This is a genomic window from Comamonas avium (genome assembly GCF_014836675.1).
In the GTDB taxonomy this organism is placed as follows: Bacteria; Pseudomonadota; Gammaproteobacteria; order Burkholderiales; family Burkholderiaceae_C; genus Comamonas; species Comamonas avium.
In genome coordinates this window covers 351,280-366,295 of sequence record NZ_JACSQK010000004.1, presented here as the reverse complement: position 1 = coordinate 366,295, position 15,016 = coordinate 351,280, and the positions used below count along the sequence as shown (strand labels likewise).

At 55.7% G+C, this 15,016-nt stretch carries 16 protein-coding genes; 14 read left to right on the top strand and 2 right to left on the bottom strand.

The genetic code is table 11. The features are described 5' to 3' along the window. Positions 1–187 precede the first annotated feature (187 nt). The 3 genes from H9646_RS09455 (at position 188) to H9646_RS09445 (ending at position 3,004) form a co-directional block, all read left to right on the top strand. Positions 188–1,192 carry an RluA family pseudouridine synthase gene (locus H9646_RS09455; RefSeq protein WP_404813094.1) on the top strand — a complete coding sequence of 335 codons (1,005 nt, stop codon included), beginning with the start codon at positions 188–190 and terminating at the stop codon, positions 1,190–1,192. Positions 1,193–1,227: 35 nt separating this feature from the next. Further along, positions 1,228–1,887 (top strand): HAD family hydrolase, encoded by a 660-nt coding sequence (locus tag H9646_RS09450; RefSeq protein ID WP_191723113.1) that lies wholly within the window; start codon positions 1,228–1,230, stop codon positions 1,885–1,887. Between the two features lie 76 nt (positions 1,888–1,963). Beyond that, positions 1,964–3,004, top strand: a complete 1,041-nt coding sequence (locus tag H9646_RS09445) for a S49 family peptidase (RefSeq protein WP_191723112.1) — start codon at positions 1,964–1,966, stop codon at positions 3,002–3,004. 126 nt (positions 3,005–3,130) lie between these two features. Here H9646_RS09445 and H9646_RS09440 read toward each other — a convergent pair whose 3' ends face one another. Then, complete coding sequence (locus H9646_RS09440; protein WP_191723111.1) at positions 3,131–3,904, bottom strand: SAM-dependent methyltransferase; 774 nt, start codon at positions 3,902–3,904, stop codon at positions 3,131–3,133. Further along, positions 3,901–4,500, bottom strand: a complete 600-nt coding sequence (locus tag H9646_RS09435; RefSeq protein WP_191723110.1) for a Maf family nucleotide pyrophosphatase — start codon at positions 4,498–4,500, stop codon at positions 3,901–3,903. Before H9646_RS09435 ends, H9646_RS09440 begins: the two co-directional genes overlap by 4 nt. A gap of 25 nt (positions 4,501–4,525) precedes the next feature. On the opposite strand from H9646_RS09435, the gene H9646_RS09430 reads away from it, so the two are divergent. The 11 genes from H9646_RS09430 to H9646_RS09380 all read left to right on the top strand — a co-directional run bounded on the left by H9646_RS09430 (position 4,526) and on the right by H9646_RS09380 (position 14,715). Beyond that, positions 4,526–5,077 (top strand): YceD family protein, encoded by a 552-nt coding sequence (locus H9646_RS09430; RefSeq protein ID WP_191723109.1) that lies wholly within the window; start codon positions 4,526–4,528, stop codon positions 5,075–5,077. A gap of 253 nt (positions 5,078–5,330) precedes the next feature. Beyond that, the gene (gene rpmF / locus H9646_RS09425; RefSeq protein ID WP_191723108.1) at positions 5,331–5,513 is read left to right on the top strand and encodes a 50S ribosomal protein L32; all 183 of its coding nucleotides are present in this window, start codon (positions 5,331–5,333) and stop codon (positions 5,511–5,513) included. Positions 5,514–5,625: 112 nt separating this feature from the next. Beyond that, a complete protein-coding gene (gene plsX, locus H9646_RS09420; RefSeq protein ID WP_191723107.1) occupies positions 5,626–6,678 on the top strand; it encodes a phosphate acyltransferase PlsX in 1,053 nt (350 codons plus the stop codon). Positions 6,679–6,684: 6 nt separating this feature from the next. After that, positions 6,685–7,662 carry a beta-ketoacyl-ACP synthase III gene (locus H9646_RS09415; RefSeq protein ID WP_191723106.1) on the top strand — a complete coding sequence of 326 codons (978 nt, stop codon included), beginning with the start codon at positions 6,685–6,687 and terminating at the stop codon, positions 7,660–7,662. Positions 7,663–7,721: 59 nt separating this feature from the next. Continuing rightward, entirely contained in the window at positions 7,722–8,666 is a 945-nt protein-coding gene (gene fabD / locus H9646_RS09410; protein WP_191723105.1) for an ACP S-malonyltransferase, read from the top strand. Beyond that, positions 8,663–9,400, top strand: a complete 738-nt coding sequence (gene fabG / locus H9646_RS09405) for a 3-oxoacyl-ACP reductase FabG (protein ID WP_191723104.1) — start codon at positions 8,663–8,665, stop codon at positions 9,398–9,400. The genes fabD and fabG overlap by 4 nt, the downstream gene beginning before the upstream one ends. Positions 9,401–9,505: 105 nt before the next feature. Continuing rightward, positions 9,506–9,745 carry an acyl carrier protein gene (gene acpP, locus H9646_RS09400; RefSeq protein WP_019575021.1) on the top strand — a complete coding sequence of 80 codons (240 nt, stop codon included), beginning with the start codon at positions 9,506–9,508 and terminating at the stop codon, positions 9,743–9,745. A gap of 42 nt (positions 9,746–9,787) precedes the next feature. Next, on the top strand, positions 9,788–11,032 hold the full coding sequence (gene fabF / locus H9646_RS09395) for a beta-ketoacyl-ACP synthase II (protein ID WP_191723103.1): 1,245 nt from the start codon (positions 9,788–9,790) through the stop codon (positions 11,030–11,032). 616 nt (positions 11,033–11,648) lie between these two features. After that, entirely contained in the window at positions 11,649–12,278 is a 630-nt protein-coding gene (gene rpoE / locus H9646_RS09390; protein ID WP_191723102.1) for an RNA polymerase sigma factor RpoE, read from the top strand. 42 nt (positions 12,279–12,320) lie between these two features. Further along, positions 12,321–12,947: a sigma-E factor negative regulatory protein gene (locus H9646_RS09385; protein ID WP_191723101.1), complete on the top strand. Its 627-nt coding sequence runs from the start codon at positions 12,321–12,323 to the stop codon at positions 12,945–12,947. Positions 12,948–13,203: 256 nt separating this feature from the next. Further along, on the top strand, positions 13,204–14,715 hold the full coding sequence (locus tag H9646_RS09380) for a DegQ family serine endoprotease (RefSeq protein WP_191723100.1): 1,512 nt from the start codon (positions 13,204–13,206) through the stop codon (positions 14,713–14,715). Positions 14,716–15,016 lie beyond the last annotated feature (301 nt).

Here is a 15,016-nt window from a genome sequence, read left to right as displayed (position 1 = left end):
CATCCACGTGAAGATTCCGTTCAGTGTTTCAATGCGTCAACCAGACAAATTCCGCCCCGCTAGCACCGACAATCGGGCAGTTTTTCCTTGGGCACGGCATCTGTGGCATCGACCTGCCTGCGTAGGGGAAATGGCTGGGTGGACTAAAATCCAAACAAATCAACCACTTACACATAAATTAGCGCAGGTGAAACACATTATAGAGGGCAAACTGCCCCAAGAACCTACCCAGAACTCCGCTGCTGTGGCTGTGCGGTTAATCGAGGTGGATGAAGACAGCGCTGGACAACGCCTGGATAACTTCTTGATGCGCCATCTCAAAGGTGTGCCCAAGACACACGTTTACCGCATCATTCGCAGTGGTGAGGTGCGTGTGAACAAAGGGCGCTGCCAAGCCGATACCCGGGTGGAGATGGGGGATATGGTGCGCCTGCCGCCTGTCCGTATTTCCGACAAGGTGCAAGAAAAAGCCGAACGTCCCGCTCCAGCCCGTGAGTTCCCTGTCCTGTTTGAAGACGATCATCTGATTGCGCTGGATAAACCTGCGGGCGTGGCTGTGCATGGTGGCTCAGGGGTGAGCTTTGGCGTAATTGAGCAGTTGCGCCAAGCCCGCCCTCAGGCCAAATTTTTAGAGCTGGTGCACCGGCTGGATCGTGAAACTTCTGGCATCTTGCTGGTTGCCAAGAAGCGTTCGGCGCTGACCAAGCTGCAAGATCAGTTTCGGGAGCGTGAAACGGGCAAGACCTATTTGGCGTTGGTGAACGGGGCGTGGCCTGTCAACAAGAAGGTCATTGACACACCGTTGCACAAATATCTTCAGGCAGATGGCGAACGCCGAGTGCGCGTCACCACGGTGGACGATCCTGATGCCATGCGCGCGCTGACTTTGGTCAAGGTGCGGTCGCACTTTGCGCCGCGTGCCATGCAGGGTCTGCCTGCGATGAGCTTGCTGGAAGTGACTATCAAGACCGGGCGTACGCACCAGATCCGGGTGCATTTGTCTTCGCAGGGCCATGCAATCGCTGGCGATGACAAGTACGGTGACTTTGATTTGAACAAGCGCTTGCCTAAGCAGGGCTTGAAACGCATGTTCTTGCATGCCTGGCGTTTGCAGTTCAACCATCCCGCCACGCAGGAGCGCATTGAGTTGCATTCGCCGTTGCCTGTGGAGCTGGCGGACTTTGTTGCCTGAAGTTGCACTCTCTTTTACTTGGAAAGCCTTTTGACGTGACTGTGCGACGCTTTGACTTGATTGCCTTCGATTGGGATGGCACTTTGTTTGATTCCACCGCAGCGATTGCTCGCAGCATTCAGCTGGCAGTAGCCGATGTTGGGGGGACAGTTCCTACTGACGAGCAAGCTTCGTATGTGATCGGCATGGCGCTGCTGCCAGCCTTGGCGCATGCGGCGCCTGATGTTCCCAAAGACAAATACAACGATTTGGCCAGCCGTTACCGCTATCACTATCTCAAGCAGCAAGAGTTGATTACCTTGTTCAAAGGGGTGCTTCCCATGCTGGAGGGCTTGCGTGAACGCGGGCATTGGCTGGCGGTGGCTACGGGGAAAAGCCGCAGAGGCTTGAATGAAGCGCTGCAGCACGTCGATTTGCGAGGCATGTTCGACAGCTCGCGAACGGCTGACGAAACGGCGGGCAAGCCGCATCCTTTGATGCTGCAAGAGTTGATGGCTGAGCTGGGTGTGCAGCCTGAACGGCTGCTGATGATTGGTGACACCACACACGATCTGCAAATGGCACAAAACGCCGGTTGTGCCAGTGTGGGCGTCGCCTATGGCGCCCATGCTGGTGCAGAGCTGGCTGCATGTACGCCTTTGCATGTGGCTTGCGATGTTGAGGATTTGCACCAGTGGTTGCGCACCAACGCCTGATGGTTTTGTCACCGTTGATTGCTGGGCCCGCTGGCATACTGGCGCACTGGCTTGATTTTGAGAGAGTAAAGCTTCTATGAACCCCCATTCCACTCCTGACAATCAGGGTGCCGCTGGCTCAGAGCCGCTGCCGGGCCAAGACTTGTGGGCGCGTGCCGCTTCTGGAGCCCCCAATGCTGCCAAGCCCGCTGCTGCAGGCTGGGAGCGCGATGTGCTGGAGCGTCTGGTGTTCGCCACAGTGAACGAGCAGCGTTCGGCGCGTCGCTGGCGCATTTTTTGGCGGTTTGTATGGGTGAGCTTGATCGTGGCTGGCTTGTGGTGGATGGGGCGCGACAGTGCCAGTTCAGCCACCAGCGGGCCGCACACTGCGGTGGTTGATATCAAAGGCGCGATTGCCGGGGACGCCAACGCCAGTGCAGAGTTTGTGATTGCGGCCATGCGCAGTGCCATGGAAGATCCAGGTTCACGCGCCTTGGTGCTGTTGATCAATTCGCCCGGGGGCAGCCCTGTGCAGGCGGGCATGATCAACGATGAAATCGTGCGCTTGAAGGCCCAGTATCAAAAACCGATTTACGCAGTAGTTGAAGAAACCTGTGCTTCTGCTGCGTACTACATTGCCGCGGCTGCGGACGAGATTTTTGTCGACAAGGCCAGCATCGTTGGCAGCATTGGCGTGCTCATGGACGGGTTTGGCTTTACCGGCACCATGGAAAAACTGGGTGTGGAGCGCCGCCTGCTGACTGCGGGCGCAAACAAGGGCATGCTGGATCCGTTCAGTCCGCTGGAAGAGGGGCAGCGTGCCCACGCGCAGACCATGTTGAACCAGATTCACCAGCAGTTCATTGACGTAGTGCGCGCTGGCCGTGGTGAGCGTTTAAAAGAGAATGCTGACACTTTCAGCGGCTTGTTCTGGACGGGGCAGCAAGCCGTGGAGTTGGGCTTGGCTGATAAATTTGGTACCTTGGACAGCGTGGCGCGCGATGTGGTGCAGGCCGAAGAGGTGATTGATTACACGCGCAGCGAAAACATGGCGGAGCGCTTTGCCAAGCGTTTTGGCGCCGCCATTGGTGGCGGTGCGGTAGATGCTATGCACGGCATGTTGCCTGCCATTCGTTAATTATTGACGCTAGCAGCTGTCAATTAAAAGAGCGTCTTGCGCTGATCCATCTTGAATTTCAGATACTTTTGTATCTGAACTCCTGATGAATCAAGCGCAAGGCGCTCTTTTTTTGTGATTTTTTGCTTATTGGCCGATGGCAAACACTACGGGGGTGCGGTTGTCGGGTTCTGTACCCAGCTTCTTCCAGTCTTTGGCGCTGCGGCTTTGAATGCTGGCGTTCTCCAGCGTCAAGCCGCTGGCCATGGCGATGCGCGTTGCGGGTTGCAGGCTGTGCAGCAATGCCTGCCACAGAGCAGCGTTGCGGTAGGGCGTCTCAATAAAAAGCTGGGCCTGGTTGTGGCGCTGCGCCAGTTGCTCGAGCTCTTTGATGCGCTGTATGCGCTGCGCTGCGTCTTGCGGTAAGTAGCCCACAAAAGCAAAATTTTGGCCGTTGAGGCCGCTGGCAGCCAAAGTCATCAGCAGTGAGACCGGGCCAACCAGTGGGATGACGGCAATACCTGCATCGTGCGCAGCACGCACGATGGAGCTGCCGGGGTCGGCCACCGCAGGCATACCCGCTTCGCTCGCCAGGCCCATGTCATGGCCTGCCAGTGCCGCAGCCAGTAGCGCCTTGGCATCAAATACGGCAGCGCCTTTGCCGCCGTGGTCCCCTTTTTTATGGGCTTCACGGGGTAGCTCTTGCAGCTGCATCTGCTGAATGGGTACGGCCAGTGGCACGTGCTCGTCAACACGCTTGAGATACGCGCGCGTACTCTTTGCGTTCTCGCACACCCAGTGCTGCAGGCGTGCAGCGGTGCGCAGCGTCAGTTCAGGCAGCACATCGGTGATGGGCGATTGGGTGGCGCAGCCAAAGTCCAGTGGGGCGGGCACTAAATATAGTTTGCCTTTTGCGCTCATGGCAGTTGAATCCCGGCGGCACGCACCATGCGGCAGGTGCGAATCATGGGCAGGCCAATCAATGCAGTAGGGTCATCGCTGTGGATGGCATCCAGCAAACTGATGCCCAAGCCTTCGCTCTTGGCGCTGCCTGCACAGTCGTAAGGCTGCTCAGCGCGTAAATAACGTTCAATTTCATCGTCCGTCAGATCGCGGAAAACGGTTTTGATGACGGCGATATCGCTCTGCTCAAAGCCTGTGGCCTTGCAGACCACGGCCACGGCGGTGTGGAACATCACTGTCTGTCCGCGCATCGATCGCAATTGTTGAACAGCCCGCTCGTGTACCAGCGGCTTGCCCATGGGCTGGCCGTTAAGGTCTGAGACTTGGTCAGAGCCGATCACGATGGCATCAGGGTGCAGTGCGGCTACGGCGTGGGCCTTGGCCAGCGCCAGACGCAGGGCCAAATCTCCCGGGGCTTCGCCGGGTGCGGGGGTTTCATCCACGTCAGGGGCGGCGGTGGTGAAGGGCAGGTTCAAACGTTCCACCAATTCACGGCGGTAGCGGGAGGTTGACCCCAGAATCAAGGGGCGCTGTGGAGTGACTGATTCAAGCATGCTGGGATTCTCTTACACTGCCGCCATGAGCAAGGATTTTTCTCTGGATCACCTTGATGTAGCCGCGTTTGCTAAGGCAGGCGCACTCATTGAGGGACAAGACCCGTTATCTGCATTTGAGCGTCTGCAGCAAGAAGCACAAGCCCCTTCCGAAGGTATGGCTGTGGTTTGGTCTGCGCAAGGCGAGCACGTACCTGAAACCGGTGGCGCAGGCCACAACTGGCTGCATGTGCAAGCTGAAGGTCATGTGCCGATGACCTGCCAGCGCTGTTTGAACATGGCAGACATCGCGTTGTATGTAGACCGTTCCTTCCGCTTTGTGAAGGATGAGGCTGCAGCAGAAGCGATGGATGATGAGGCTGAAGAGGATTTGTTGGCCATGAGCAAAGACTTCAATGCGCGTGCGCTGATTGAAGACGAGTTGCTGATGGAGCTGCCTTTGGTGCCTATGCACGATGAGTGTCCTGAGGTCATGCCCATGGCCTCAAGTGACGATGATTTCGAAGAAGCCAGTACGGAAAAACCCAATCCGTTTGCAGTGTTGGCCGGGCTGCGCAAGAATGCAGGCCAAGATTGATTTCCATCAGTGATTAGTTGCAAGCCATCTTCTGGGTGGCTTGAGGCGTGTGTGCTACGGGCAGCTGTATTGCACACACCTTGAAAAGACACGGCGCTCATTCTGAGCAAGCAGGGCTGATTCCAGTGAGTTGGGCGCGGTTCTCTTTGTTTTCACAGTTTGCGTTATAATCGGGGGCTTCACGCGAAACCCCCTCGTGTCTTTAATGGGCTGATCGCGTTTTTACCAACCCTTTTAAGACTCAGGAGCCATCATGGCTGTTCAGCAAAACAAAAAATCTCCTTCCAAGCGCGGTATGCACCGTTCGCACAATGCACTGAATGTGCCCGGAATCGCTGTGGAAGCCACTTCTGGCGAAGTTCACCTGCGTCACCACATCAGCCCCAACGGTGTATACCGTGGTCGCCAGGTGCTGAAGAACAAGTCTGAAGCTTAATCAGCTTCAACTGACTTAAGGCCCGTAGCTACTAGTCTTGTAGCTCGGGCTTTTGTTTTTTTAATGCTGCTTTTTCCAGTTTTTTGGTCTGCAGCGGACCGGTAAGTCATTCATGATCACACTGGCAGTTGATTGCATGGGGGGCGACCATGGCCCCGGTGTCACGTTCCCTGCGTGTCGCCAATTTCTTTCTACCCACCCGGATGCCCGGTTGTTGCTGGTAGGCCTGCCAGAGGCTTTTGTGAACTGGCAGACGCATGAGCGTGCTGAAGTGGTGCATGCTTTGGAAGTGGTCACCATGGACGACCCTGTGGAAGTGGCTTTGCGTCGCAAGAAAAACTCTTCGATGCGTGTGGCTATTCAGCAGGTTAAAGATGGCAAGGCGCAGGCGGCAGTGTCGGCGGGTAATACCGGCGCTTTGATGGCTGTCTCGCGCTATTTGTTGAAGACCATGGATGGTATTGATCGCCCGGCGATTGCCTCGCAATTGCCCAATGATCAAGGCGGCGCGACCACGGTGCTGGATTTGGGTGCCAATGTAGATTGCCAGCCTGAACATTTGCTGCAGTTCGCGGTGATGGGTTCAGCCTTGGTGACTTCGCTGGATGCCCATAACGCAGAACCTTCGGTGGGCTTGCTCAATATTGGCGAAGAAGCCATCAAAGGCAGCGAAGTGATCAAGCGCACGGGCGAGTTGCTGCGCCAGGCCGGTGACTCGAATGCCATACGCTTTGTGGGCAATGTTGAAGGCAATGATATTTTCAAGGGGCGCGTTGACATCGTCGTGTGCGATGGTTTCGTGGGCAACGTGGCGCTCAAGGCCTCAGAGGGCGTAGCTTCAATGATTGTCGGTGGATTGAAAACCGAGTTCAAACGCAACATCTTCACTAAATTTGCAGCCATTTTGGCTTATCCAGTGCTTAAAGCGCTAATGAGTCGTATGGATCATCGCCGTTATAACGGTGCAGCCTTGCTGGGTTTGCGTGGTTTGGTGTTCAAGAGTCATGGCTCTGCAGATGCCACTGGTTACGAGCACGCCCTGAACCGCGCTTATGATGCAGCCCGAAATAACCTTCTAGACCGTGTGCAGGGGCGAATTGCTCAGGCGGCCACTTTGCTGGTGGCTGCTGACAGTACTTCCACCGGTGGTGCCACGGCGGCTTGAGACTACATGACACGCTACGCACGCATTACAGGCACAGGCAGCTATTTGCCTGAACGTCGATTGACCAACCACGATCTGGCAGCAGAGCTGGCCGAGCGTGGGGTTGAAACTTCCCACGAATGGATTGTGGAGCGCACAGGCATTGAGGCCCGCCACTTTGCGGATGCGCACACAAACAGCAGTGACCTGGCGCTGGAAGCCTCGCGCAAAGCCATTGAGGCAGCGGGAGTGACCGCGGCAGATATCGATCTGATCATCGTGGCAACGTCGACGCCGGATATGGTCTTTCCGTCGACGGCCTGCATTTTGCAAAACAAATTGGGTGTCCATGGCTGTCCTGCCTTTGATGTGCAGGCAGTGTGCAGTGGCTTTGTCTATGCGCTGACAGTGGCGGACTCAATGATTCGCTCGGGCGCGGCAAGTCGCGCGCTGGTGGTGGGTGCCGAGGTATTTAGCCGTATTCTGGATTTCAATGATCGCACCACCTGTGTCCTGTTTGGTGATGGTGCTGGCGCTGTAGTGCTCGAAGCCTCGGAAGAGCCGGGAATTTTGGCGTGTGATTTGCATGCAGATGGCCGTCATGTCGGCATCTTGTGCGTGCCGGGACATGTCTCTGGCGGTGAAGTCTTGGGTTCGCCTTTGTTGACCATGGACGGTCAGGCGGTGTTCAAGCTGGCGGTGGGCGTGCTTGAGAAGGCCGCGCATGCTGCTCTGGCCAAGGCAGGTAAAACCGAGGCGGATATTGATTGGCTGATCCCGCATCAGGCAAACATTCGCATCATGCAAAGTACTGCTCGCAAGTTGAAGCTGTCGATGGACAAAGTAATTGTGACCGTGGATCAGCACGGCAATACTTCGGCTGCCTCCATTCCTCTGGCTCTGGACTATGGCGTGCGCAACGGTCAAGTCAAGAAGGGCGACACCGTCATGCTTGAAGGTGTAGGCGGTGGCTTCACCTGGGGTGCCGTGCTTCTGAATATGTAGCAGCTAGCGTTTTTATATAAGCGCTAGAGCCAGTTTTTTTAATAACGAGTGACCGTGATATGAAGAAATTCGCATTCGTCTTCCCTGGACAAGGCTCTCAGTCTGTCGGTATGTTGGATGCTTGGGGTGATCACCCAGCAGTGGTTCAAACCCTGCAAGAAGCTTCTCAAGCCCTGGGCGAAGACATTGGTGCGCTGATCAAAAACGGCCCCAAGGAAGATTTGGCACTGACCACTAACACCCAGCCAGTGATGCTGGTGGCAGGGGTGGCTGCGTGGCGTGTGTGGCTGGCTGAAGGTGGGGCAATGCCTGATGCCGTGGCTGGTCACTCGCTGGGGGAGTACAGCGCTTTGGTAGCCGCCGGGGTGTTAACGCTGGCCCAAGCGGCGCCTCTGGTGCGCTTGCGCGCTGCTGCCATGCAAGAAGCCGTGCCTGTGGGTGTTGGTGCCATGGCTGCTGTACTGGGTCTGTCCTCAGACAAAGTCAAGGAAGTCTGCGCGGTGGTGACGGCCCAACTGGGTGGCACTGAAGTGGTTGAAGCGGTGAACTTTAATGATCCAGGCCAAACGGTCATTGCTGGCTCCAAGCTGGCCGTGGAAGCGGCCAGTTCTGCAGTCAAAGAAGCTGGCGCCAAGCGTGCGTTGCCACTGCCAGTGTCTGCGCCTTTCCACTCCAGCCTGATGAAGCCTGCCGCTGAAAAGCTCAAGGTCGCGCTGGATGCATTGCAGCTGGGCGTGCCTCAGATCCCTGTGATCAACAATATTGATGTGACGGTGCAAACCGATGCTGCAGCTATTCGTGACGCGCTGTATCGTCAAGCCTTTGGCCCCGTGCGCTGGGTAGAGTGTGTGCAGGCCATGAAGGCCCGTGGCATTACGCATTTGGTAGAGTGCGGCCCAGGCAAAGTGCTGGCGGGAATGACCAAGCGTATTGATGCTGATTTGGTTGGCGCTCCTATGTACGACTCCGTCACCTTGGTAGAAGTGAAAGAATTGCTCGCATGACCGAACAAAAGAAACAAATTGCGCTGGTAACTGGCGCGACACGCGGAATTGGTGCCGCGATTGCCCAAACCCTGGCAGAACGCGGCTATACCGTGATTGGTACCGCCACCACAGATGCCGGTGCACAGCGTATCAGCGCTGCATTGGCTGCTATGGGGGGGCGTGGCGTGAATCTGAATGTGAACGACGCAGCGGGCGTAGATGCCTTGATGGACAGCATCTTGAAGTCCGAAGGTGGCCTGCATGTCTTGGTAAATAATGCGGGCATCACCCGTGACACCTTGGCAATGCGCATGAAGGACGATGACTGGTCTGCGGTGATTGACACGAATTTGCAGGCTGTTTTCCGACTCAGCCGTGCGGCTATTCGTCCCATGATGAAACAGCGTTTTGGGCGCATTATCAGTGTTACCAGTGTGGTCGGAGCCATGGGCAACCCCGGTCAAGCCAACTATGCTGCGGCTAAGGCTGGCGTTGCCGGCATGAGCCGTGCGCTGGCGCGCGAACTTGGCAGCCGAGGCATTACTGTAAACTGCGTGGCTCCTGGGTTTATTGCTACAGATATGACAGCGGATCTGCCTGAGGAGCAGAAGGCAGCCTTGGCTGCGCAGATTCCGCTGGGCCAATTGGGTCAGCCGTCTGACATTGCAAATGCCGTGGCTTTCTTGGCCTCGGAAGGGGCTGGGTACATTACCGGTCACGAGCTGCATGTCAATGGCGGCATGTACATGTAATTTGAAGAAATGAATGCCGTTTCCTCGCGACGGCAGGCCGATTGAAGGGGGATTCCCTGAAGCGGCTAGAATCGCGGGTTCATTCACAACCCCCTGAGGGAAACCATGAGCGATATCGAAGCACGTGTCAAAAAAATCATTGCTGAACAACTCGGCGTTGAAGAGTCTCAAGTAACCAACGAAAAGGCCTTCGTGGCTGACCTGGGCGCTGACTCCCTGGACACGGTCGAACTGGTAATGGCCCTGGAAGATGAATTCGGCATCGAAATCCCTGATGAAGATGCTGAAAAAATCACGACGGTGCAAAACGCCATCGACTACGCCAATACCCACCACAAGGCCTAATAGGTCTTTACGCACCGAGCGATAAGAATAAGGTTTGAACGCATGAGCCGTCGTCGCGTTGTCGTGACCGGCCTGGGATGTATTAGCCCCGTGGGTAACACGGTGGCTGATTCCTGGGCCAATCTTTTGGCCGGCCAGTCCGGTATTGACCGCATCACCAAGTTTGATGCCTCGAATTTTTCCTGCCAGATTGCAGGTGAAGTCAAGGGATTCAACGTGGAGGATTACATGAGCGCCAAAGATGCGCGCGCCATGGACACCTTCATTCACTATGGCATTGCGGCTGCGGAACAAGCGGTCAAAGACGCAGGTCTGCCTTCGGGCGAGGCCTTGTCTGATGATCTTGCTACCCGTATCGGTTGCGTGATCGGGTCTGGTATCGGGGGCTTGCCCCTGATCGAGAACACCCAGATCGAACTGTCCAATCGCGGCCCCCGCCGCATTACTCCATTTTTCGTACCAGCTTCCATTATTAATATGGTGGCTGGTCACGTTTCCATGCGCCATGGTTTCAAGGGTCCGAACCTTTCGGTCGTGACTGCTTGTACTACCGGCTTGCACTGCATTGGTGAAGCTGGGCGCATGATTGAATATGGTGACGCCGACATCGTCGTTGCTGGAGGCACTGAATCGACCGTTTCACCTTTGGGTGTTGGTGGTTTTGCTGCCATGCGCGCATTGTCGACACGCAATGACGACCCTAAGGCTGCATCGCGCCCTTGGGATCGTGATCGCGATGGCTTTGTACTGGGCGAAGGTGCAGGCGTGATGGTGCTTGAAGAGTACGAACATGCCAAGGCACGCGGCGCCAAGATTTACGCAGAGTTGGCAGGCTACGGAATGAGTGCTGATGCTGGGCACATGACTGCACCCAATATGGATGGCCCACGCCGTGCCATGTTGAATGCCATGCGCAATGCTGGCGTGAACGCAGATCAGATTAATTATCTGAATGCACACGGCACATCGACACCTTTGGGTGACCAGAACGAAAGCAACGCCATCAAGGCTGCATTGGGTGACGCTGCCTATAAAACGGTAGTGAGCTCAACCAAGTCCATGACTGGTCACTTGCTGGGTGGTGCAGGTGGAATTGAGAGTATTTTTACGGTCATGGCTATTCATGATCAGAAGATCCCTCCCACCATCAACTTGCTCAATCAAGACCCAGGTTGTGATTTGGATTACTGTGCCAACGTGGCACGTGATGCCAAGATCGACATCGCGCTGAAGAACAATTTTGGCTTTGGCGGAACCAATGGCTCGCTGATTTTCAAGCGAATCTAGATCATGAAGCGAGAGGGCTGTTCGCTTCCTTCTCACGCTGCGCAACCCGCTCCTGTGTATGCAGTGAGCGGGTTTTGTTTTTTGGGTGATGGATGTGTCACAGCGACATAGTCCGGCAGTACTTTACCCCCTGCGACATTCCCGGCAACTGCGGATTCTGTGGGCAGCGGTAGTTGTAGGCAGCGGCTTGCTTTTACTTTTATGGACCTGGCAAGGGGCTGGCGTTGGTCATGAGTTATGGCTGCGCGTGGGTGCAGCAGCTTTGCTTTGGCTGTTGTGTGCGGTGCTGGGCTGGCAAGCCCAGCACCGCTTGCCGCAAGGTGCTCTGCATTGGAGCGGTTGCGGCTGGCTGTGGGAGATCAACGGGCAGGCGAGGCCTTTGCAGGGTGTGCCAGTGGTGATTTTGGATCTGCAGCGGTTGCTGATTGTTGGCTTTGTGGATGGGCGCAAACGTACGCAGCACTTTGTACTGCAAAGGAATTGGGCACCCCATGCGTGGATGGACTTGCGGCGTGCTGTATATTCATCTGCTCATCCGCCACAGAACAGTTCTTCATCTAAAGCGCTTTGAGCTTTAGATGCACTGTGGTCTGGAGCCACCGCTCCCTTCGCCTTCATGACATCAGCCCCAGCGCCTTCTTCCTCTTCTGACAGCGATCTGCAATTGGTCGAGCGTACCGTCGCTGGAGATCAGCGGGCTTACGAATTACTGGTCATCAAGTACCAGCGCCGTATAGAGCGTCTGATTGGCCGGATGGTGCGTGACCAGGATCTGGTGCAGGACATTGCGCAAGAGACGTTCTTGCGTGCATATCGGGCTTTGCATCAATTTCGAGGCGAGGCACAGTTCTACACGTGGCTGTATCGCATTGCCGTCAACACTGCTAAGAAGGCCTTGGTGGAAATGCGACGCGATCCGGTGGTGTTTGAGAGTGCGTTACATATTTCCGACGACGAGGATGAAACTTTCCGTCCCCGCCATGAACCAATCACTGACGAAACGCCTGAAACAGTGCTGGCTGCACAAGAGATAGCTGCAGCGGTGAATGCAGCCATGGAGGCTTTGCCTGAGGATTTGCGACAAGCGGTTACGCTGCGTGAAATTGAGGGTTTGAGCTATGAGGAGATTGCCTCTGCCATGAATTGTCCAATTGGCACAGTGCGTTCACGAATTTTTCGCGCACGCGAAGCGATTTCGGCCCGCGTGAAGCCTTTGCTAGAGCGGCAAGGCGGTAAGCGGTGGTGATGTGCAAGAGCATCGGTACAACGCCAGTGAGTAGGTGAACCCATGATGAAACAACAGATGAACAAGGAATTACTGTCTGCTTTGGTGGATGGTGAGTTGCATGGCGAAGAGCTAGAGCAGGCCTTGGCGTGTGCCGAAGGCCCAGAAGGCTGTGCCAGTTGGGAGCTTTACCATTTGGTCGGAGATGTGCTGCGATCACCTGATTTGGCGCACCATAGCCAGCATGATTTGCTCAGCGGCTTGCGTGCGCAGCTGGGCAATGAGCCAGCGTTGATGCTTGAGCCTGCGCAGATCAAGCAAGTGACGGCGGGATTGGTGTCAGCGAATGGTCCTGTAGTGGCATTGCGCGATCCGGCCGCCAATGGCGCTGTTTTTCGCTGGAAGGTTGCGGCCAGTTTTGCCTCGGTCGCTGCTGTGGCTGCTTTGGGGTGGAATTTGATGGGAAATCCTGCCGGTGGGCAAGGGGCGCAGATGGCCAGCGTACAGGGTGCAGTGAGTTCGCCGGTGCTGGTAGCGACGGAGAGTGGTGATGTGTTGCGTGATCCACGCTTGGATGCATTGCTGGACTCTCATCAGCAATACCTCAGCCGGGCATCGTTGCAGACGCCGGCAGACTTTTTGCGTAATGCCAGCTTTCAAGCTCGCAGTAGTGGTGGTGCTCGCCCGTAGCCATTGATCGTCTGGCGATATTGGCTGTCAAAGAAGTGAGCTATCAGCGCTTGCATTTCAATGCAATCATGGTTAAAACACTTTGAAGTAAAGAAGGAGCGCATGCAATGCGCTCTTTTTTTTGGCAATACGTCATCCCGTGAATGCATGTGTTTACATGGGCATTGATGAGAAATTAGGGAACCAAATCACGGTTCCTTTTTCTGAATATGTAACTGCGCGGTGCGCAGACTGTGATTTTGGAAAGGATGTTGAAATGCCATCAATGCAATTTAAGCCCATTCACACCGTGGTTCTGGCGCTCGGCATTGCCGCAGGCGCAACGGCCGTAGGATGGAGTGATGCTGCACGGCACGTGTTGCCTGCAGCGCATGCACAAACTCAATCTGTCACTGTGCCTAGTGCTCCCTTGGTGACGGGCTTGCCCGACTTCACCCAGTTGGTTGATGCGGTGGGTCCAGCAGTGGTCAATATCCGTACCACAGAGAAAATTTCTAACCAGCCATCGATGAGTGGAATGGATGAGGACATGCTGGAGTTTTTCCGGCGTTTTGGTGTGCCCGTTCCTAATATTCCACGCCAAGGAAGCCCCCAGCCAGAAGGTGAGGGTGAAGAGCGTCCAAGCGGTGTTGGTTCCGGTTTTATCCTGAGCTCTGACGGATATGTCATGACCAACGCTCACGTGGTTGAAGGGGCTAGTGACGTGATCGTCACACTGGCGGACAAGCGTGAATTCAAAGCCAAGATCATTGGCGCAGACAAGCGCACTGACGTGGCTGTCGTGAAGATTGATGCCAAGGGCCTGCCTGCAGTCAAGATTGGAGATGTAGGCCGCTTGAAGGTGGGTGAGTGGGTGATGGCTATCGGCTCTCCCTTTGGATTGGAGAACTCAGTGACGGCCGGCATCGTTTCAGCCAAGCAGCGTGATACAGGCGACTATTTGCCTTTTATTCAGACCGACGTGGCGATCAACCCTGGAAATTCAGGGGGCCCGCTGCTGAATATGCGCGGGGAGGTCGTGGGTATCAATAGCCAGATCTACTCGCGTTCCGGCGGATTTATGGGGATCTCTTTTGCCATCCCGATCGATGAGGCTGTGCGTGTAAGTGATCAACTGCGCAAGACTGGTAAGGTGACACGTGGCCGTATTGGCGTGCAAATTGGCCAGGTGACCAAGGAAGTAGCTGAGTCGATTGGTCTGGGCAAGGTGCGTGGTGCCCTGGTTTCTGCAGTAGAGCCAGATTCACCTGCTGCTAAGGCCGGGATCGAGCCGGGCGACATCATCGTGAAATACGATGGAAAAGACATCGACAAGGTGGCTGACCTGCCTCGTCAGGTGGGTAATACCAAGCCTGGCACCAAGAGCACGATCACGGTGTTCCGTCGTGGTCAAACACGCGATCTGTCCATCATGGTCGCAGAAGTGGAGCCGGACGAGGTTGCCACGGCGCGTGCAGATGGCAAACCAGCCTCTGGTGCGACGGCAACCGCCAAGCAGCTTGGCCTGGTAGTCGGCGAGTTGACTGAGGCACAAAAGAAATCACTGGCAATCAAAGGTGGTGTACGCGTTTTGTCGGCCACGGAAGCTGCTGCACGTGCAGGGTTGCGAGAAGGGGATGTCGTGTTGGCGGTGGCCAATAGCGAGGTGACCAATGTCAAGGGCTTTGAAGCCGCTCTGGCCAAGGCTGACAAGAGCAAGCCAGTCAACTTGCTGGTACGCCGTGGTGACTGGACGCAGTACATTCTTATTCGCCCTAACGGCAAGTAAAGTGCCAGCACACAATTCCTGCGCAAGGCTCTAATCCTTGTGTAGGAATGACCTACTGCAGCATTGCAGGGCTTTGTCTGGGGGCTTGGGTAGAATGCCCGCTTGATGAGCGCGGTCACGGGTTTGTACAAGCAAGTACTTGCTGTAGATACGGCGCTGCTGGGTGCTGAAGGTAGTGTCTGTGAATCCTCAATCGGATTGTGGTTAACTTGTGGATAAGTTGCTTGGCGGTCTAGGCGAGTGCCTGAGCCATAGTAAATGGATGCTTGGTTTTTGGGCGATTTTGCCTACAATCGAGCAT